This window comes from Peribacillus saganii, from assembly GCF_003429095.1.
GTDB lineage: Bacteria > Bacillota > Bacilli > Bacillales > DSM-1321 > Peribacillus > Peribacillus saganii.
In genome coordinates, this window is the sequence record NZ_QVTE01000032.1 from 1 (window position 1) to 18,919 (window position 18,919).

At 41.4% G+C, this 18,919-nt stretch carries 18 protein-coding genes, 1 pseudogene and 1 riboswitch; of the genes and pseudogenes, 2 read left to right on the forward strand and 17 right to left on the reverse strand.

All coding sequences use genetic code 11. From position 1 onward, the window contains the following. Positions 1 to 207: 207 nt before the first annotated feature. Positions 208 to 480 carry a hypothetical protein gene (locus D0469_RS11520; RefSeq protein ID WP_117326903.1) on the reverse strand — a complete coding sequence of 91 codons (273 nt, stop codon included), beginning with the start codon at positions 478 to 480 and terminating at the stop codon, positions 208 to 210. A gap of 134 nt (positions 481 to 614) precedes the next feature. Between D0469_RS11520 and pdaB the strand changes: the two genes are divergently transcribed. Next, complete coding sequence (pdaB, locus tag D0469_RS11525; protein WP_117326904.1) at positions 615 to 1,367, forward strand: polysaccharide deacetylase family sporulation protein PdaB; 753 nt, start codon at positions 615 to 617, stop codon at positions 1,365 to 1,367. A 162-nt stretch (positions 1,368 to 1,529) separates the two neighbouring features. Here the strand turns inward: pdaB and D0469_RS11530 are convergent, their stop codons facing one another. Then, the gene (locus D0469_RS11530) at positions 1,530 to 2,156 is read right to left on the reverse strand and encodes a KinB-signaling pathway activation protein (RefSeq protein ID WP_117326905.1); all 627 of its coding nucleotides are present in this window, start codon (positions 2,154 to 2,156) and stop codon (positions 1,530 to 1,532) included. 137 nt (positions 2,157 to 2,293) lie between these two features. On the opposite strand from D0469_RS11530, the gene gerD reads away from it, so the two are divergent. After that, positions 2,294 to 2,869, forward strand: a complete 576-nt coding sequence (gene gerD / locus D0469_RS11535; RefSeq protein ID WP_117326906.1) for a spore germination lipoprotein GerD — start codon at positions 2,294 to 2,296, stop codon at positions 2,867 to 2,869. A 61-nt stretch (positions 2,870 to 2,930) separates the two neighbouring features. On the opposite strand, the gene D0469_RS11540 is transcribed toward gerD, so the two are convergent. From D0469_RS11540 to D0469_RS11610, 15 genes and pseudogenes are all read right to left on the reverse strand, one after another. Then, complete coding sequence (locus D0469_RS11540) at positions 2,931 to 3,980, reverse strand: Mrp/NBP35 family ATP-binding protein (RefSeq protein ID WP_117326907.1); 1,050 nt, start codon at positions 3,978 to 3,980, stop codon at positions 2,931 to 2,933. Between the two features lie 217 nt (positions 3,981 to 4,197). Beyond that, positions 4,198 to 4,905, reverse strand: coding sequence for an N-acetylmuramoyl-L-alanine amidase CwlD (gene cwlD, locus D0469_RS11545; protein ID WP_117326908.1), 708 nt, complete (start codon positions 4,903 to 4,905; stop codon positions 4,198 to 4,200). A gap of 101 nt (positions 4,906 to 5,006) precedes the next feature. Next, the gene (locus D0469_RS11550) at positions 5,007 to 5,453 is read right to left on the reverse strand and encodes a YbaK family protein (RefSeq protein WP_117326909.1); all 447 of its coding nucleotides are present in this window, start codon (positions 5,451 to 5,453) and stop codon (positions 5,007 to 5,009) included. Between the two features lie 723 nt (positions 5,454 to 6,176). Next, complete coding sequence (locus D0469_RS11555) at positions 6,177 to 6,356, reverse strand: hypothetical protein (protein WP_117326910.1); 180 nt, start codon at positions 6,354 to 6,356, stop codon at positions 6,177 to 6,179. A 124-nt stretch (positions 6,357 to 6,480) separates the two neighbouring features. Further along, positions 6,481 to 6,565: riboswitch (cyclic di-GMP riboswitch) on the reverse strand. Positions 6,566 to 7,308: 743 nt separating this feature from the next. Continuing rightward, entirely contained in the window at positions 7,309 to 8,892 is a 1,584-nt protein-coding gene (locus tag D0469_RS11560; RefSeq protein ID WP_117326911.1) for a SagB family peptide dehydrogenase, read from the reverse strand. A gap of 22 nt (positions 8,893 to 8,914) precedes the next feature. Beyond that, complete coding sequence (locus tag D0469_RS11565; RefSeq protein WP_117326912.1) at positions 8,915 to 10,855, reverse strand: TOMM precursor leader peptide-binding protein; 1,941 nt, start codon at positions 10,853 to 10,855, stop codon at positions 8,915 to 8,917. Further along, positions 10,855 to 12,816, reverse strand: a complete 1,962-nt coding sequence (locus tag D0469_RS11570; protein WP_117326913.1) for a putative thiazole-containing bacteriocin maturation protein — start codon at positions 12,814 to 12,816, stop codon at positions 10,855 to 10,857. The genes D0469_RS11565 and D0469_RS11570 overlap by 1 nt, the downstream gene beginning before the upstream one ends. Positions 12,817 to 12,968: 152 nt before the next feature. Next, entirely contained in the window at positions 12,969 to 13,280 is a 312-nt protein-coding gene (locus tag D0469_RS22145; protein ID WP_117326914.1) for a heterocycloanthracin/sonorensin family bacteriocin, read from the reverse strand. Between the two features lie 467 nt (positions 13,281 to 13,747). Then, positions 13,748 to 13,831, reverse strand: a pseudogene (locus tag D0469_RS11580) (sporulation protein YjcZ); the annotation flags it as partial. Positions 13,832 to 14,151: 320 nt separating this feature from the next. After that, positions 14,152 to 14,544 carry a 30S ribosomal protein S9 gene (gene rpsI / locus D0469_RS11585; protein WP_117326915.1) on the reverse strand — a complete coding sequence of 131 codons (393 nt, stop codon included), beginning with the start codon at positions 14,542 to 14,544 and terminating at the stop codon, positions 14,152 to 14,154. 21 nt (positions 14,545 to 14,565) lie between these two features. Next, positions 14,566 to 15,003, reverse strand: coding sequence for a 50S ribosomal protein L13 (gene rplM / locus D0469_RS11590; RefSeq protein WP_117326916.1), 438 nt, complete (start codon positions 15,001 to 15,003; stop codon positions 14,566 to 14,568). A gap of 377 nt (positions 15,004 to 15,380) precedes the next feature. Continuing rightward, positions 15,381 to 16,118 (reverse strand): tRNA pseudouridine(38-40) synthase TruA, encoded by a 738-nt coding sequence (truA, locus tag D0469_RS11595; RefSeq protein ID WP_117326917.1) that lies wholly within the window; start codon positions 16,116 to 16,118, stop codon positions 15,381 to 15,383. Between the two features lie 11 nt (positions 16,119 to 16,129). Further along, on the reverse strand, positions 16,130 to 16,927 hold the full coding sequence (locus tag D0469_RS11600) for an energy-coupling factor transporter transmembrane component T family protein (protein WP_117326918.1): 798 nt from the start codon (positions 16,925 to 16,927) through the stop codon (positions 16,130 to 16,132). Next, complete coding sequence (locus D0469_RS11605) at positions 16,924 to 17,793, reverse strand: energy-coupling factor ABC transporter ATP-binding protein (protein ID WP_117326919.1); 870 nt, start codon at positions 17,791 to 17,793, stop codon at positions 16,924 to 16,926. Before D0469_RS11605 ends, D0469_RS11600 begins: the two co-directional genes overlap by 4 nt. Continuing rightward, a complete protein-coding gene (locus tag D0469_RS11610) occupies positions 17,769 to 18,608 on the reverse strand; it encodes an energy-coupling factor ABC transporter ATP-binding protein (protein ID WP_117326920.1) in 840 nt (279 codons plus the stop codon). The genes D0469_RS11605 and D0469_RS11610 overlap by 25 nt, the downstream gene beginning before the upstream one ends. Between the last annotated feature and the right edge of the window lie 311 nt (positions 18,609 to 18,919).

Genomic DNA, 18,919 nt, shown 5'->3' on the forward strand with positions numbered 1-18,919 from the left:
ATTAAAACGTTGGCGCTTTGTTTTGTTCAGTTTTCAAAGAGCAATTCATGGTGTCACTCTCTCGGAGGCGACTTTGTTATTATATCAATCCGTCAACTAGAAGTCAACACATTTTTATAACTAGTTCATTACTAATTTCGACTTTTTCCTTTGTCGTAAGCAACTTTTATAATATATCAGGATTAAAATATTCCGTCAACAACTTTTTTACTTTTTCACCTCAGAATCTTTCAGTGAATTCTTCCCCGTATGTGACTTCCTCTTAGCAGGGGTTTTGGTTCGCATATATTTAAGACATTCCTTAGGCGGAGCCACTCTTTTGAAAAGGTTAAATAATATTTTATACCTTTCCTCCATCGCTCTTTTAACAACTTGGTCAATCCGGTCGTCCATTAAATCAAATAGGATTTCATCCAATTCTCTCTTTAATAAATACTCTATTTCCTTCTGTTCCATTTCGGAAATCATGAAACCAAGCATTACTCCACCTCATTAACTTTTTTACTATACTTTCCATTTGGCCTAATTTTATGATTGAATCATTTTAAGTTTTAGCATGAACTCTCCAAAAGAAGCATAGGATGTTTCAAGAGTGCTTGGACGAGGTGATGATAATGAATTTTTTTGTGGTATTAAATGCAAGACGGGTGAAACAGTATGCGTTCATTTTGCTTACTGCGTTATTTACAGCATGGTTTTTTTATATTCAAGAAATTGTCAATATACCGGTTTTCTCAACTGCTAGTGGACCTAAAGCTGTTTATGAAGGAGAAAAGGGTCTTGCGTTAACCTTTAATATTGGCTGGGGAGATGAGAAAGCAGTCCCTATTCTTGATACCTTAAAGTCAGGGAACGTTAAAGCAGCTACCTTTTTCTTATCGGGGGCCTGGGCTGAAAGGCATCCGGATATTGTCAGCCGGATCGTAAAGGAAGGCTATGAAATCGGAATGCTTGGCTATGACTACGAGGATTACACTGATCTTGAGGACAGAGAAATTATCAAGGATATCTCTAAAGCACAGGTTGCGTTTAAAAAACTGGGCGTAAAAAAGATCAAGTTAGTTCGCGCTCCGACAGGACATTTTGATAAACGGTTTTTAAAAATAGCAGATAGATTCGGTTACTCTGTAGTTCATTGGAGCCTGGATTCTAAAGATTGGACGAATCCTGGAACAGACAAGATTGTAGAAAATCTTAAGATCGCGGAGAATGGAGATATTGTCTTGCTTCATGCTTCCGACTCAGCAAAGCAAACGGCCGGAGCATTACCCGAAATCCTGAACAATATCCATTCAAAGCACTTAAATTTGGTAACTGTTTCTGAAATGATATCCAATTCTTCTTCTCGAAGTGAAGAAGTGAAATAGTCTAAGAAAAGTGTAAGCTCCCTAACAGATGAAGGACCACAGCTAATTGTACCACGTACCGAGGCTACGCCAGTCTCTGGCACGTCCTCACAAACTTGGCGTTTGTTTGGTGCGAAGTTACTCTTTCGTTATTTCATAAAAAAATGACCTCCGCCAGGAAGGTCATTTTTTCCTTTTTAATGCCAATTCTTTCATCGACATTTCATTAAGTTTGGTTAATATTAATAACTGATAGGAATTACAGATTAAAAGAGGTATCAGCATAAAATACATCCAGCTGTTATCGTTAATGCGCAAAACCGGTACCCATTCCACTGCGGTCACAACTATCATGAAAAATAACGCAGGAATAAAGGCTTGTTTATTTGTTTGTTTCATTTTTAAATATGCCATAATCAGCCCTACTGCTAACAGAACGATAGCCCATCCAATATAGCCTGTAATCCCTTCACCGTCTGAGAAAGCTGTGAAACGGAAATAAACTACGTCAAATAAAACAAAAACAATAAGTACGATTTGAACTGCATTCCAGAGTTTTACCGTTTTAAATATACCTAATCCAAAGCGATGGATAGTTAAGTATGCAAAGAAGCCCATTTGGCTGATTACACTAAATATAAATCCTACTCCTACTAACCAGAAAAACGTCATGAATAACTCGCCTACATCTCCGGAGGCAAACAGTGACCTGTATTCATCCCAGCGGGCAACAAAACCGACAATTCCGGCTGTTACACCTCCTAAGAGCAATGTTGTTATAAATAATCGAACCAAATTACGGCTGTTCACTTTTTTTCCCCCAAGTCTTATTCATCCCCTTGATTGTACCAACCACCCTTACAAAAATCTACAATTTCTGCAAGCGAATATTTTTTTTTACAAGTACCATATTAAGATTATGAAGTCATGAAAGGGGCTCTTACCAAATGAGAATTAGAGTGGTATTCTGTATCTTCTCAGCTATCTGTATCCTTTTTACCGGCTGTTCTCCAAAAGAGTCCGGCGGTGAAAGAGTCCAATATGAAGAAACTAAGAAAATGGTTGTCGATATACTAAAAACGGACGAAGGCAAGAAGGCAATCCAGGACGTTATGTCTGATGAAAAGGTCAAAAGCCAGATGGTTATGGATCAAAAGGTTGTCTCTTCCACCATTGAACAATCCATGACTTCAGATAAAGCAAAAGAGTTTTGGCAAAAGGCATTTGACGATCCCAAATTTGCTTCAGCCTATGCAAAAGGACTGCGCCAGGAGCATGAGAGTCTTCTTAAGGATTTAATGAAAGATCCACAATATCGGGGAATGCTTATGGAAGTGATGCAGGATCCCGAGCTTCAAAAAGAGCTGAGGACTTTAATCAAGAGCAAAGCCATGCGTGATGAAACCAAAAGAATTATGCTTGAGACGATGGATAGCCCTTTAGCGCAGGAAAAGATTCAGGATATCCTTATGCAGGCCGCTGAACAAATGCAATCGCAAAAAAAACAAGAAGGCGGAAGTTAACGACATTACATCTGATGCAACCATAAGAAGCCTTCTCATGCGAGAAGGCTTCTTATAGTTTTTAAAGGATATTTACTACTTTCCGGGCAATATCTGTATAAATAAGGCCCAGTTTGTGATCCTCTGCATAAATTGAAGGTGCAAAGTCATCTTCGTTCCAGTCAGGCTGCTGAAGCGGGAGCTGTCCAAGCAATTGTGTCTGGAGCTCTTCAGCGAGCTTCTTGCCACCGCCTTGTCCGAATACATACTCCTTTTCTTCTGTTACCTGACTTTCAAAATAAGACATATTTTCGATTACTCCGATTACTTCGTGATTCGTTTTAATAGCCATTGCTCCAGCGCGAGCCGCGACAAAAGCCGCTGTCGGATGAGGAGTTGTTACGATAATTTCCTTACATGATGGAAGCATATTATGCACATCAAGCGCTACATCACCTGTTCCCGGCGGAAGATCCAGTACCAGAAAATCCAACTCTCCCCATTCTACCTCATTGAAGAAGCTGTTGAGCATTTTTCCGAGCATCGGCCCTCTCCAGATAATTGGGGCATTATCCTCCACGAAAAAGCCCATTGAAATAACTTTAACACCAAAGCGTTCAACTGGGATTATTTTTTCACCGCGTACAACAGGTCTCTTTGTAATTCCCATCATATCCGGAACAGAGAAACCATATATATCGGCATCCACTAAACCAACCTTTTTGCCCAGCCGTGCAAGTGCTGTTGCAAAGTTGACTGAGATCGTAGATTTACCAACTCCTCCTTTCCCAGAGGCAATCGCAATAAACTGCGTTTTATTGCCAGGAGACAGCAAACCAAGATCTTCTGGGGGAGAACTTGCCCGATGCTTAGCCAATTCTTCCGCAGGTAATTCCGCAAACCGGATTCCCACTGTATCTGCACCAGCGTTCTTCAACAGTTCCACGATCTTGCCCTGAAACTGCATTTGTTCTCCAGTTCCTGTTTTGGCAATCGCAATCTTAACACTCACATGATTCTTTTCTGGTTTTATCTTAACCTCCAGAATGCCATTTGTTTCTTCCAGGCTTTTATGGAGAAACGGATCCTGCAAGTTATGTAAGGCTTCGATAACTTTTTGTTCTGTTAACACGGTAGCACCTGCCTCATTGAATTCGTTTTCAGAAATTAGTATATCATATTATTGTTTCTATTTCGCACTGCAGCGGCTTGTTAACTCACAAATATAGAGAGTTCGGCTAATATGTAGAAAATTCTGGGGTGTCATAAAGGTGACAAAATGTTTGGATTTCCATTGTAAAAAATGTAAAAAAACCCTGCTGCGATGCAGGGCACCACAATATTAATTTTTACTTTGGAGGTTCTTCTGTGAAGTATTTCAGGATTCCCGTGTAAATGGATGCTGCAATACTTTCTTGGTAATCCTCATTAGTGAGGTTTTTACGATCCTCCGGATTAGAGAGGAAACCAACTTCAACTAGTGCACCCGGTTTCTTTGCATTCTTTAGTATATAAACAGAACCTAATGTTTTCGCCTTACGATCTGTGTTTTCCAAGTTTCTTTTAATTTCTGACTGAATATACGTTGCAACTTGTTTATTTTCTTCATATCGTAAGGAATAAAAAGTCTGAGCACCCTTCCACTTATGTGATGGAAGCGAATTTAAGTGAATGCTAAGAAATAGATCAGCATCAGAGTTGTTGATAATTTCTACTCTTTTCCGAAGGTCTTCCCGCTTACGGTTGCTTAGCCCTTTTGTTTCCTTGGCAGCCAGATCACCGTCGTCTTCCCTCGTAAGAATGACCAGCGCCCCCTGTTCCTCCAAAAAAGTTCTGATTTTTTTGGTTATGGAAAGAGCAATGTCCTTTTCAAGTGCATTTAGGAAATTTGCTCCAGCGTCAGGGGCTCCATGTCCAGCATCTAAAATGATTACCTTTCCGCTTAATGGGAGATTCCACGGCTTCCATGAGTTATTCTCCACCAAATTCATTGTCATTATTAAAAATAACAAGATAATTCCAAGTGCAAAACCGGTATATTTCAGCTTCCTTCTCATTTGGCCTATCTCCTTTTCGCTAGTCCTACATTAAAAAAATATGGGACGATAATGCGAAATAGAACTAATGATTAGAAACCGTTTATTATGGTTGCAATTGGTTAATGGAGCAGCCGCATTTTATAGCGGCGTTCCCCATTTTCATACCCTTCTTTCCACCACGTTTCCACAAACCTTTCACAGCGATAATACAAAGACTCGTTATAAAGATCATTATCGGCGACCTTTCCCCAGTACAAGATAAAATTAAACAGGGTATCTATAAGATGTTTCTCTTCTGATAAGCATCTATGTTTAACGGCTTCTATCGGTTCACCATGGTAACCAAATTTGCTGAAATTGGCACCCAGCAGATATGACTCAACAGCAACATCAAAACAACCTTCCTCAAGGACCTGACTAAACGCTACTCCAAACGTCTTGTCCTCTGCAAAAAACTCCTGCACCCTTTTTTTCATATTCCCGATTGATATATCCCTAAGAACTATACGTTCATACTTGATCTGTTTCTCTCTCCGTTTTTCCTTCAATGTTGTAATCACATTCATATATCTGCACCTCGTGATGGGGGTTTAACCCCATTTCCCGGTCTTTTCCCGGGTATGTATTTAGTTTTAGCCTCAAAGCGGTGTCGATTCTTGTTTTTTACTGGGGAGCTGGTGGCAATAATTTATAGAGGAACCAGCAGGAAAGTCGGGGATAATAAAAAGCAACAATGTACTGTGACAGATTTTCATACACACTATTCGAAATACGTGGAATCAGAAACACAAAGATGCTAAGCCAGAATAGTTGAGAGTCATCGGGTGCTAAACATTCCAGTGGTAATATTTTTTTCTACTGCGTATTAAAAAAGATTGCTGTTTATTCTCCAATTTCCTCAACACTTCCCAATGCGGAAAACAAATTGATTGCGAATTAACTCTTCCAATCATAAACATACGATTTTAGGTGCTAACCTAAAGCGTTCCATGAATACTAACTAAAAAAGATCAGCAGTCCGTTAACACTTCAAAGCGCTCACCTTAGTTTTACATGTGGTGACAATGATTGGCGATTAAAGGGGATGTCTTTAACAACAAAAAAAGCCCCAACAAAGGTGAGAGCCTTTACTTCTGTATATTTTTAAAATCTTATTGGCAGGTATATATTCGTGTTCTTTCGGAAACGTTAAAGATCGCTTCAGCTTCTAAAACTTTTCTTTAAACGCTAATCACTTTAACATGATGTTAAATGACCGTCATAATGGAATGGTCTTATTCTGTAAAACATTACTTGCCCTTTTGCATTAATAAAATATCTAGTTTTGTTTCTATTCTACTTAAGGTTTCTTCTAAGTTTTCTACAGCATTAGAATCTTTTTTATCAAGTCTCTTGTCTAATTCGTATAACAGATCCTGCTGTTGAATTAAATTGCGGTAAAACTTACTACTATTGTTTTTTAAACTCACACTAGTCCCTCTTTTCTTTCCACATTGATGCATTCTTAAAGAGTAATAATCAATATTATGGTTTTAAAAAAAGGAAGCAAAGAATAGATCTAATATTCACATGAATCAACTTCTTTGAAATCAACTCTGCAGTCCAGCCATCCTAGCGATAAGCTTTAGATCTGTGACTTTGCGTCCCCATTTTTCAATTAGGTTTGCCCCTGATTCATCATTCTTAACTTATTAACTAAGTATAGTTTACCAGGACTATTTTACCATATATAATATTATCTGAAAATTTTTTTTTGCTTGAAAGGATAAATTTTTTGTTTGAGAGAATAAAATGTCATGTTAAACAAAAGTTTTTGATCAGGATTAGGGGCAATGGCAACTCTGCCTATAATTGCCGGGGTGAACTGCCGTTTTCTAAACAAAAGAAAAGCGCAAGCGCTGGTAGAGGAACGCCGACCAAGGTCTGACACGTCCTGTGCCAAACATCGACGCCAGGACATCCTCACAAAGCTGTCGCTTTGTTTCGTGGGATGTGTCGCTGTCGAAGCCTTTCTTGTCCTGTGCAAGTCCGACAAGCATAAGACAAGTATTGACAGAAAGCGGTCGTTAGCGATTGGCTTATGACCTGGTTTGCAATGGCACTTTATTGCAGTACATTGACGGCTTTTGGTCACAACATTCGAGGGCTTTTTTCCATAAGAAAAAAAGTTGCTGGGCGCTGGAGCTAGACATTTGTACTTGTTAAATAGGAATGCTTTCCTATCTTATAAAAAAGCCCCCAACCAAATGGTTGAGAACCTTTGAAGCGCCAGCTCAGGAGATGACAAACAGTTTCTTTAAAACCGTATTTTCTACATTCTTCATTCCTTTATAACAAAATAAAACCGAAATAATATGATATGAGATAACTCGTGATTAACAGGCTTTTTATTATGAAAAGACAGATCGTGACCGCTGTTCTTTAGCTAAGCAAACTCCCTTTTAGCCAGGCACGGGGACGGTATGGACCCACCGGAATCTGGATCAAGCTGGTTTTTCCTTTCGAATCAATCCTATAAAGTTTATCACATTGGTTCGCATCGAATCCTAGCAGTGGATGCCCGCCCATTCCTAAGGCACCTGATACTAAGAGCAGTCGCTGTACAAGAATGCCAGCTTCCATCTGTTGAATGCGATATCCTCTATAACCGAGTGTCCTTTTGAGATGATCCTTATCTCCAACGACATGAATACAGAGCGGAACCTGAAACAGGTTCACATTGGGCATTGTTAATCCAAATTGTAAATACTGCCGGTAATCCCCCTCTATTATGCTCTGAAGTGCATGAGCTCTTTTGTTATATGAGTACGCGCCATTTGGAATTCCCTCAACGTTATAAAAACTTCCATACAAAGAAACACGAGTCTCACCATTCCCAGTTGTTTCGTCAAGGTCATTCTGGTACGAGAAGGACGATGCATCTTTTAACAAAATGGATAGTTGTTTTAAACTCACTTTTCCCAATATAAAATCGGTATCAGGAGAATGCCGCTCCCTGCAAACAGACCCGAGATCATAAGAGAAGCTTTCGGTAAATGGAAGCAAGATCATCTCCGTACCTATGGAAGAATGTATAATATCTTTTTTATTTATCTCCCCAAATGACTGCGTTGTTTCATACATTGAGGCTTCATTAAGTTTTTTCAACAGCGGATAATCAATGGCTCTCTTTGAGCGGTTATAGGAAACATGCCTCAACAAAGGCACCTCCCGGCTCAATTCAGTGGCAGAAATAATCTCTTCCCCCTTAAGATCTATGTCACCACCATTGATAATTCGGTAAATAGATAATGGGAGAACCGCATATACACTTTCCTCCTGTCCGGATAGCCCAAGCAGATGGTTGATAGACTGATCAAGGAATTGGTAGCATACGCGTGTGAAGAAGCCCATGCTATTGGCCACTTCTAAAAATTGCCCGATTAATGCACCTGCATCTAACCCCTGCAGCCGGTATGAAAAATTATTGTATTTATAGAAGTTTTTCCAAAAAACAGTTGAGACGAAAACGGTGCAAAAACATTGAGAAATATCACAACCATTTCCTAGACTTCTGGACAAGTAGGAGTCATAATTTCCTTCCCGAAGCAAAATGAGGCGATGATGCGCCGCATCGTAATGGTAAATTCCCGTTGGGGCGTCCTCCAGCTTTGCATACACATAAATTTCATTAGGATACAACGCCCCTCCTGAAGGAACAAATCTGCGAAGAGACTGAGCAAAGCTAACAGCTTGATGCCTGCTTCCCTCGGTTAAAGCGGATTGAGAATATTGAGTAAGCCCGTATACGTACCACAAAAAATGGCCAAGCTCCGCCAAGCTTGGATTGTATTGAGATTCTCGTTTCTTAAGTGTTAATGGTATATCTGCTGTTAGTGGAATCGATGGTAAACCGCGGTACAGTTTATAGGGAAGCGGCGCATCTTCCCAATCCACCTGCCAATCTGGCGGAAAGACTTTATCTGTGTCAAAATGCAGATGGCTTAGAAGTGTCTCTAGCTCCAATCTTTTGCCTCCTACTCTTCAATTATGGGAATGGATGGGGATAGGGATTAAGCTGTTCATACGATAATGGCTGCTTCATAAAACCGAGTTTCATCGGTACCTCCAGTACCCTCTCCAGACCTTTCACACGGATAAGATGATGGCCAAATGTCATCGGCAGCATTCCTGGAATCAATACCTTTACGCAAGTTAATCCATTCCGTGCGGTTATAGGTGTTGACTGATCCACTACAATGACCTCAAGGTTTAACTCGCGAAACTTCTGGAGAATTTCTTGAAGATCATCCTTCAGGTCTGTGTACTTCGTTGCCGGCTTGAATTCCTCAGCAAACGTACGTAAAGGACGTTGATCATCCAATAAAAAATTCAATCTCTCCTCTGCTTCTGGCAGACCGTAGAGTAAACCATGGTCCTCCATGCTACGTACTGCGAACGGGTCTTGCAGCATGCCTTCATATTTCTTTCGATTTTGTTCCAATTTTTCATCATCTCTAAACATCATTCCTGCAAGCTCGTAAATTGTGCTTTTTACAGCCCTTACAGGGTCAGGATTAGCTCCGGCTGCACAAATGAGATTTAAACCCTTGGATTTTCTGTTTTTAGCCACTGCCCAGACACTTGGAATTCCATGTTCCATCGTTGAATTGAATATATGAATGTCATATCCCGCCACCTCACATAAACGGTCGACCATCAGATCCAATTCTGTATCGTTAGCAGATCTAAGGTCAAGGCGACGAAGAGGAAGCCTGGCATACCAGGTTAACAAGAAGGAATCTCGCTCAACAACCTCCATAATAGCATGGAAAATAGCTTCCTCTAATCTCCCACCTAAAGCACATCCGTTGGAGGTTTCATAAACAAAGCCCTCCCCATAGCCCAAGCTGTAATAGGCTAGCAACTCCGGCACAAGGAGAGGACGTTTTTGTAAAAATGAATACCCCCATACCCAATTCATTGGATCATCAGGATGAAATGGTTTAAACGGAAAATGAGGTTTTTGATATTGATCCTCTTCATGTAAACCTGTTCTTTCAGGGTTTAGTGCTATTTTCTCCAAGTTGCGGTAACTATCACGAACTGCCTTCCTTTTGCCTCGAGGCTCGATTCCGCAATATCGCTCCAAACCTTCCAAGATAGCAGTTAACTCGCTCAATTGATAAGAATGAGACCTTCCTGCAACTCCCTCATCCGCTCCAAACAGCGGCATGTTCACTAAAACATCAGCAAACGGCAGCCTCAAATCCTGCATTTTCCCATTCATGATCCCAGTACGATAATCAAGATAGTCTTTTGCTAGTACTGTTTTTAATTCATCCATCGAACGGCAGCGATAGCCACCCCCATTTATTTTAGGACTGGATTCTAACCTGATCCGAGCCAATTCCGATGTATCCTCAGGTAACGAACTGCATAACGGGCACAATGGATCTGGCAAGAAAAGATGACTAAAGTTCGTCAACGTTCTCAGGTGAGTAATATATATTTTTTCTTCTAAGTTGCTGGATTCTCCTTGAAGAACCCTCTGCACTTCGTTACATATCAACATTGACATTTGCAATAGGCCCGTTCGTGATGCCCATGCATCTCGCAGTATACTTTCTCCTGCTGAAAATCTAAGCTGAAACTCCCACATTTCTTGGCGATCAGGCCCAGCCATAACTCTCCTTCTATCAGCACAGCGAGAGCATCCAGGTGTATCTGGACGTACCAATGGACCAATTATTCCTTCCCCAAATGAAACGAAACCTCGAAGCCACGGTATACCTGTGACCCTATATCTTTCTTCCGCTTTTTGATGAACTGTCGGATGCCATGCATCGTGCAGCACCAGAGCTAATTCTGTTGCCTCTGGAATTTCCTCTAATGCACCTAGCCGCTTTACAAGATAATTACCGGACAATTGCTCATGGACAAAATCCGCTAATAAACCCTGTCCATCAATTAGAATATCGGCAGCCATTAGCATTCCTCCTCTCGTACCTGTACACCAAACACTCCTGCCAGTTCCTTTTTTAAAAAAGGTTCGAACGCAAGATCATAAACGAATAGCCGTTTGCTGTTTTGGTTTAGGACTTGAATGGAAGATTGTAATAGTTCCCATTGTGACATGTCATCAAAAGAGGGGATTTCCAGTTTGGTTTCCTTTTTTTGAAGAAAACCCGCTGACACTATCTCTTGCCTCACTTCGGAATTCACCTGGTTTTCAGTGTCCAATAGCGATAGCAGCAATGCATTTCGTAATGCCAATGTTAGATTTAAACCTGCCCTTGTGTACCAACGACCATTCGATCTAACCGATATGACGGGGAATCCAGCTATATCCTCCCTCAAACCTATTGTCGGTGGACCGTTCAAGGTAGTCAGAGCATTTAAATAATATCTGCATTGCTGATCGCCTATTGATCCTAGCTGCAAATAAAAAATCTTATTTAGTAGATCAACCGTTCCTTTTCTCAATTCTTCGTCTAAATATCTTTGAAGCCCTCGACAAACACCCTCTGCAATGGATTCACCTGCACCGATGCCTATAAATCCCTCTGGTATGTTCGCACCGGCCTTATCTTTCTGATTTTTAAATGCCTGAGCATGTAAATCTATCATTTTGGAAACATACATTTCAATACCCGTCAGCCCGGCATCTCTTTTTGCTTCCACATGTGTAAGGCCAGCACAGACAATTTCTGGAAGAATCTCTGCCGGTCCCTCCGACACCGGGTTAACTGCTTGAACATAGCATTGTGCAATTGGAAGCTGTGCCAGATTTCGTTCCTCCCAGGTATGGAAAATACCACACTGCTTGGAAGTTAACCGACTGAAGTATTCCAATAATTTTTTCGGCTGGTCATTTCTGATTAATTCCTGTTTGATCCTAAAAACAAGATCTTCAACCAGTGTGGGCGTAATACTTCTAGCCGTAACCAACGGGTGTGTGATGAATGATAACCAATCACCTTCCAGCGTTTCAAGATCAAGCAGGTAAATCTGATTCCCTTGATTTGACTGTGCTATTCCTGTAGCATTTTTAAAAAATTCGAATACAGTGACATTTGCCAGTAACGATACTGCGGTTGAAGAAAAGACTTGAGGCTCTCGTTCTCCTTGTACTGCAGTTTGATGGATGCGGCGCCATGCGGACTCCCAGCATCCATCCGATTCCGGATGAACAACTGGGCCAGCGAGCCCCGTTTGTTCCAAACACATGCCAGGTATAAATGATTTCCTCTCCTCTTTGCAAACCTGATTAAGACTCCTCAGTTCATTTATATTTCCGTCCTGTGAAACATACAGTATCCAATCATATGGCTGCACAGCTTCTCTCCAAAAACTTCTCCCTGGCGCTTTTTGAAAGTGTACCTCCTCTATCTCAACTTCGGAATCCGCCTTGCTGGCATTCTTCATTAATTCATTCAGCCGCGGCCGATTTGTAGGAATGGAATCCGTTATCATGAAATGAAATTTAGGCAATCCTGACTCGACTAATGCAGAAACCAATGAAAGCATGAAGGGGCCAGCGCCGACAGCCAGAACTTTAGCCTGTCGGTACTTTTGAAAATGATACGCACCGGATTCCACAAAATTCTCAATAAATTCAATTTGCGATGCATATTTTTCAAGAACATGACTATCTAACTGATGCGGAGTGTCCTTGCTTATATCGCGTACAAAGCCCTGCTGGTACAATATTTCTCCAATCTGATATACCCTTTCTCGATACGGTGCCGTTAACCCCTCGGTTAAATCTCCCAATGTTTGCTCTCCGTTGAACAATGGCATCAATTTTTCTATCCACTGATAGATTGTGTTACCTTCCATTCGAAATGAGCTTAAGTTATTTCTGAAATACACACCTCCCTTTGGATCAGGGAGAAAAAATGTATCCCTTTTAGCTTTCAATCGTGCTGACGAGTTAAGTTTGGTCATTCAGCCCCTCCTTATTCTAAACATTACTAGTTATGCACTATCATGTTATGTACGCTTATTTGTCCATTATGATTAACCCTAAAAGAAGAGCCCCTGCATCACGGCATACAGGGGGCATTTTTTTTATCATAAAATCTTTTTTTCGTTGAGAATTACCAACCACCCCAACAGTTGTAACAGCTATAACAGCTATAACAGCTGTAACAGTTATAACAACGATAACCGCCACAACGATAGCCTCCGCATCGGTAGCCTCCACAACGGTAGCCTCCGCAACGGTAGCCTCCACAACGACCGCCATACTGGCGCATGTCTTGGCTGTTATCATCTATAGGCATTAAATCACCAACTTGGAAATTATCCATTCCTAAAGACTGAAGATCATTTTGAAAATTGTACATTTTTTCCTCTCCTCTGTTTTTAATAACAGGTACATAACAAGAGTTTAAACGAAGGAAATTCATCAGTTCTGTAAACTGCCAACCGATACTACGTATACTCTCTTCAACAAATTATGATTCTTGTTAGGTCAGTGTTACTGATTTAACAGCCTATTTCATGCTGTGGTACTGTGGCTTCATTACAGTAAGTTCTGAAAGTAAGTTTCAAGAAGCATAGAAATGATTATTACATACACGGACGGAAACTCTAAAAAGAACAAACACCGGCTCAGTATTTCGAGTTGTGAGTCTGGTTAAAATGTGGTCAAAAACCATTAATGGAAGGACCCCCAACCAAATTGGTTGAGAGCCCATTGTATTTTTACTGAAAAGTTAAAAGACAAGATACCTTCTGATCTATTTTTTAAAGCAGGAACATAAACAAAAAGAAAACCAATCCACCTGAGATAGTAGATAGGCTTTTTGGTAAAAAGGGAATGTAACTCGGGGTGATTTAATAGCCACCTCCCCAGTAGGAAGCTCCTACAATACAGAATAAATAGGACTACGATTAATACAAAACCGCAGCCGCCGCCATTACCGTAACCGCCATAGCCTCCTCCGCAATATCCCATATAGCGACTCCCCCTTCACCTTAGTAATATGGGGTTTGATGAATGAAATATTGGTAAAGGCAGATCACGATAGCAAGCCTATTTTTTAAAAACTTCTACACTCAAATATTTTTAATTAAAAATCCTTAACAGGCTATGTGTTAAGGATTTGCCAAAAGGAAAAAATAAAGTGTTTTATGGAGGTAATTCAAAGAACTTCCATTTTGAGATAAACTTCTCTTTTAAAAATACATTACAGCTATAAATTGGGATCAAAAGCATTTTTTAAGAATAAAAAAAGACCCCCAGCCAAAATGACTGAGAGTCTTTGAAAGCGAGAATTAACGCTTTGAGAACTGAGGTGCACGACGAGCGCCTTTAAGACCGTATTTTTTACGTTCTTTCATACGAGCGTCACGTGTTAATAGTCCAGCTGTTTTTAAAGTTGGACGGTATTCTGGATCAGCAAGAAGCAATGCACGAGCGATACCGTGACGGATTGCGCCTGCCTGGCCAGTGTATCCACCGCCATTAACGCTAACAAGAGCGTCGTAATTTCCAGTAGTTTCAGTAGCTACTAGTGGTTGCTTTACAACTTCACGTAAAGCTTCGAATGGGATATAATCTTCAATTTCACGTCCGTTAATGATGATGCGGCCTTCGCCAGGTACTAAACGTACACGAGCAACTGAGCTCTTGCGGCGGCCAGTGCCATAATATTGAACTTGTGCCAAGATAGTTTACCTCCTTATTGATTATCCGCGTAATTCGTATACTTCAGGCTGTTGAGCTTGTTGCTTGTGCTCGCTGCCAGCATATACGTGTAGTTTTTTGAACATTTGACGTCCTAGAGAGTTCTTTGGAAGCATGCCTTTGATAGCAAGTTCAAGCATTCTCTCAGGATAGTTAGTGCGCATTTCAAGAGCTGTTCTTGTTTTAAGACCACCAGCATATTGACTGTGACGGTAGTAGATCTTGTCATTCAATTTCTTACCTGTCAAATGGATCTTTGATGCATTAATGATGATTACGTGATCACCAGTGTCTACGTTTGGTGTAAATGTTGGTTTGTTTTTACCGCGTAAAATAGCTGCTACTTCGCTAGCAAGACGGCCAAGTGTTTGGCCTTCTGCGTCGATAACATACCACTTACGTTCAACTTCATTTGCTTTCGCCATAAATGTTGTACGCATGATTACCCTCCTAAAAAAAGTTCAATGGTTATATTTATTTTCAATCACAATAAGACTTCCGGGGCCTATCGTGGGATTAAAATACATACCATATTATATTAGCCGCTATCTGGGCCATTGTCAAGAGAATGTTACACCAGGATTAGTTGTCTTTTAAAAAAAATTAAAAGAAACGTCGACGCCAGCACATCCTCACAAAGCTGTCGCTTTGTTTCGTGCGATGTGTCGCTGCCGAAGCGTTCCTTGTCCTGTGCAAGTCCGATAAGCTAAGACAAGCGTTGACGGAAGGCGCTTTTTGCCTTCCGAAGTGATTGGCTTATGACCTCGAGGGGCTGGGCGCTGGAGCTAGACATCAGAAAAATTTTTTCTCATTTCCTTTAATAATGTACTTTCCACAAGTACAAACCATGCCCTGGAGCCGTCTTTCCGGCTGCACCGCGGTCTTTTTTATCGAGAATATCCCGCATTTCTGCCGGACTTTTTTTTCCGCTTCCAGCCTCCAGAAGCGTTCCCATTATAATTCTTACCATATTATACAAAAAACCGTTTCCGACAAATTTGAAAATCAATTTATCATCTTCTTCGTAAAACTCAATTTCGCGGATTGTCCGGATCTTATCCACCACTTCTGTTTTTGCCGAACAAAATGAAGTGAAGTCATGAGTTCCTATAAATAACTGCGCCGCTTCCCTTATCACGTCATAGTTTAACGGAAAGGGGTAATAATAGGCATAATTCCGGCTGAAGGGATCTCTTTTTTCAGCTCGAGAAAGGAAGTAGCGGTACTCCTTGCCCACAGCGTCAAACCTCGCATGAAAATCCGAAGCCGCCTGTTCAATATCCAGCACAGAAATATCATCCGGTAACATCGCGTTCAGCCCTTTTTCCCAATTAGGAAGTGGAATAGCAAGGGGTGATTGAAAATGAAAGACCTGTCCCTTAGCATGCACTCCTGCATCAGTCCTTCCTGAAGCAGTTATCTTTATTTCCTGGCCTTTATGCATTTTACCCAATGCCTTTTCGATTTCACTCTGGATCGTCCGTTTATTTGGCTGTACCTGATACCCAGAAAATAGGGTTCCATCGTACGAGATGGTGCATTTGTATTTTTGCATATGCCCTCTCCTCATGTTCTAAAGATTACCAGGAGAACAGTTACGGCCAAAAGTGACACTATGAGCAGTGAATCCACTGTCTGCCATCTTAACCGGCGGTATTTGGTTCGGCCCTCTCCACCACGGTAACCCCTAGCCTCCATGGCAATTGCAAGTTCCTCTGCCCTCTTAAAGGCACTGACAAACAAAGGAACAAGTAAAGGTACAATTGATTTGATCCTGTCTTTAATTGGTCCAGATGAAAAATCTACACCCCTCGCTGCCTGCGCTTTCATGATTTTATCGGTTTCCTCCATAATGGTTGGAATAAACCTCAGCGAAATCGACATCATCAGTGCCAGCTCATGGACAGGCATTTTCAGCTTTTTAAATGGATTAAGCAGCTGCTCCATTCCATCGGTAATTGAAATAGGTGTTGTCGTGAGTGTCAGCAAAGAGGTGATCAAGATCAAATATGTGAACCGAAGCGAAATAAACAGTCCCTGCCGGACTCCGCCCTCGTAAATGTCCAGACCTGCTATACTGTATAAAACCTCGCCTTCCTTTGTAAAAAAGACATGGAGGAACAAGGTGAACAAGATGAGCCAGAATACCGGCTTCAAACCGTTATATAAAAACCGAAATGGAATTTTCGAAAGAATGATTAGGACTAAAGTAAAGATTCCAAGAATCACATATGTCATGGTATTATTGGCTAAAAACACGATGCAGACAAAGAAAAAAACCATCAGTAATTTTGAACGCGGATCCATTCTGTGAAGGGGGGATTCAGCGGGAACATAACGGCCAAAGATCATCTTTTCCATCATGAGCGCTCACCCCATTTCATTACCCGCTTAATCTCCATTGCCAGCTCTTCTATATTCAGGCACGGCTTATCAAAACGGACCCCCATCTCCTTTTGAAGCCTTAGTTGAAAACGGACAGTATCAGGCACGTCAAGCCCAAGCTCCACCAGCTGTTCCGGCTGTGAAAAGACTTCATTAGGAGAACCTTTTTGGTATACAGTCCCTTTATGCATAATCACAATCTCATCTGCATACCGTGCTGCATCTTCCATGCTATGCGTCACTAGTACGGTCGATATGCCCCGTTCTTGATGAAGCTGATAAAACATGTCCATAATTTCTTTACGGCCGCGCGGATCAAGTCCTGCCGTGGGTTCATCAAGCACTAATACCTCTGGCTCCATTGCCAGAACACCGGCAATGGCAACTCGCCTCATCTGCCCGCCGGATAAATCAAATGGGGATTTCCCCAGTATTTCTTCCCCTAATCCTACCTGCTTTAAGGCATCTCTAGCTAGTAGTTTCGCATCCGCCTCTGGGACACCGAAATTAATTGGCCCAAAGCAAATATCCTTTTCCACGGTTTCTTCAAACAGTTGATGCTCTGCGAATTGGAACACAATTCCAACTTTTTTCCGAATCGGCCGTAACTGTTTTTCTTTTTTTCCGGCTTCAATCGTCCTGTCACCAACCTGTATCTTTCCTTTTGTCGGCTGCAGCAGGCCATTTAAATGCTGAAGAATTGTTGATTTTCCTGATCCGGTGTGACCGATCAAAGCCGTATAAGTGCCAGGCTCAATAACAAGGTTAACGTCGTGGATAGCCAGCCTCTCAAATGGGGTATTTACCTGGTAACGATATTCTACATCCTGGAGTTCAATTCGCATAACTCTTTCACCAACTCTCCATCTGTCAGTTGCCTGTCTTCTATCTCGACACCATTCTCACGGAGCGATTTGGCCAGCTTGATTGAAAAAGGGATATCTAGTCCCAAAGAAATCAGTTCTTCCTCAAGCTGAAATATTTCCCGGGGAGTTCCATTACGATAAACCGTCCCTTGATTCATGACAATCATCCGATCAGCTTTTGCAGCTTCTTCTAAATCGTGAGTTATGGATATCACAGTCAAGACATTTTCTTCCTTCAATTCTCTCACAGTTTCCAGTACCTCTTCTCTTCCTCTCGGGTCAAGCATCGAAGTCGCTTCATCAAGGATAATGATATCCGGCTGGAGAGCCAGTACACCCGCGATCGCAACACGCTGCTTTTGACCCCCGGAAAGATGGTGCGGCTCTTGATTAAGAAATTGATCCATTTTTACTCGCTTTAATGCATTCTTAACCCGTTCTCTCATAATTTCCGGTTCAATGCCCGCGTTTTCTAAACCAAAAGCCACATCATCCTGGACAGTCGTCCCTACAAACTGGTTATCTGGATTTTGAAAAACCATGCCTATTCGCTTTCTTACATCCCAAACGGACTCTTCTGATAGCTCCATGCCATTCACTATAATCTTGCCTTCCAAAGGAAATTGCAGTCCGTTTAGCAACTTTGCAAGCGTTGATTTGCCAGACCCATTATGCCCTACAATCGCAAGCCATTCCCCTTTAAAAACATCAAAAGAAACATGATCAACTGCATTGTGCTCCTGGCCGTCATATTTGAATACAACATTATCAAGCAACACCAGTTGTTCTCTCATCTCAGCATTTCCTCCCCTATCTAATCCTCGTCAAAATGCCAAAGGTTTTCCCCTTTGTTCCTCTTTCATATCTGTAATTATTTCTGGGTATAAAAAAACGCTGCACCCCTTCTACCGTATCAATTCCGGTAAATTAAGAGCAGCTTAAAGGTCCTGTCCGCAAAAATAAGGACCATCATAACACTCGCTTACTGATGCAAGCGAGAGAAGGGGTGCAAGAGCTAGACGTGAAGGGTAGTAGTTTCCGTTCTCCAGCCATCATAACGCTCCGCAATGCGCATTTCTTTATGCTAAATACAATGGTGTGCAGT

Bases quoted from the DNA above. Each gene is read 5' to 3' on its own strand.
- D0469_RS11520 (WP_117326903.1), bottom strand. From the start codon at position 480: ATGCTTGGTTTCATGATTTCCGAAATGGAACAGAAGGAAATAGAGTAT.
- D0469_RS22145 (WP_117326914.1), bottom strand. From the start codon at position 13,280: ATGAATTTCCTTCGTTTAAACTCTTGTTATGTACCTGTTATTAAAAAC.
- cwlD (WP_117326908.1), bottom strand. From the start codon at position 4,905: ATGAGAAGGAAGCTGAAATATACCGGTTTTGCACTTGGAATTATCTTG.
- D0469_RS11600 (WP_117326918.1), bottom strand. From the start codon at position 16,927: ATGATGGAAAAGATGATCTTTGGCCGTTATGTTCCCGCTGAATCCCCC.
- D0469_RS11550 (WP_117326909.1), bottom strand. From the start codon at position 5,453: ATGAATGTGATTACAACATTGAAGGAAAAACGGAGAGAGAAACAGATC.
- D0469_RS11565 (WP_117326912.1), bottom strand. From the start codon at position 10,855: ATGGCTGCCGATATTCTAATTGATGGACAGGGTTTATTAGCGGATTTT.
- rplM (WP_117326916.1), bottom strand. From the start codon at position 15,003: ATGCGTACAACATTTATGGCGAAAGCAAATGAAGTTGAACGTAAGTGG.
- gerD (WP_117326906.1), top strand. From the start codon at position 2,294: ATGAGAATTAGAGTGGTATTCTGTATCTTCTCAGCTATCTGTATCCTT.
- D0469_RS11605 (WP_117326919.1), bottom strand. From the start codon at position 17,793: ATGCGAATTGAACTCCAGGATGTAGAATATCGTTACCAGGTAAATACC.
- D0469_RS11610 (WP_117326920.1), bottom strand. From the start codon at position 18,608: ATGAGAGAACAACTGGTGTTGCTTGATAATGTTGTATTCAAATATGAC.
- truA (WP_117326917.1), bottom strand. From the start codon at position 16,118: ATGCAAAAATACAAATGCACCATCTCGTACGATGGAACCCTATTTTCT.
- pdaB (WP_117326904.1), top strand. From the start codon at position 615: ATGAATTTTTTTGTGGTATTAAATGCAAGACGGGTGAAACAGTATGCG.
- D0469_RS11570 (WP_117326913.1), bottom strand. From the start codon at position 12,816: ATGACCAAACTTAACTCGTCAGCACGATTGAAAGCTAAAAGGGATACA.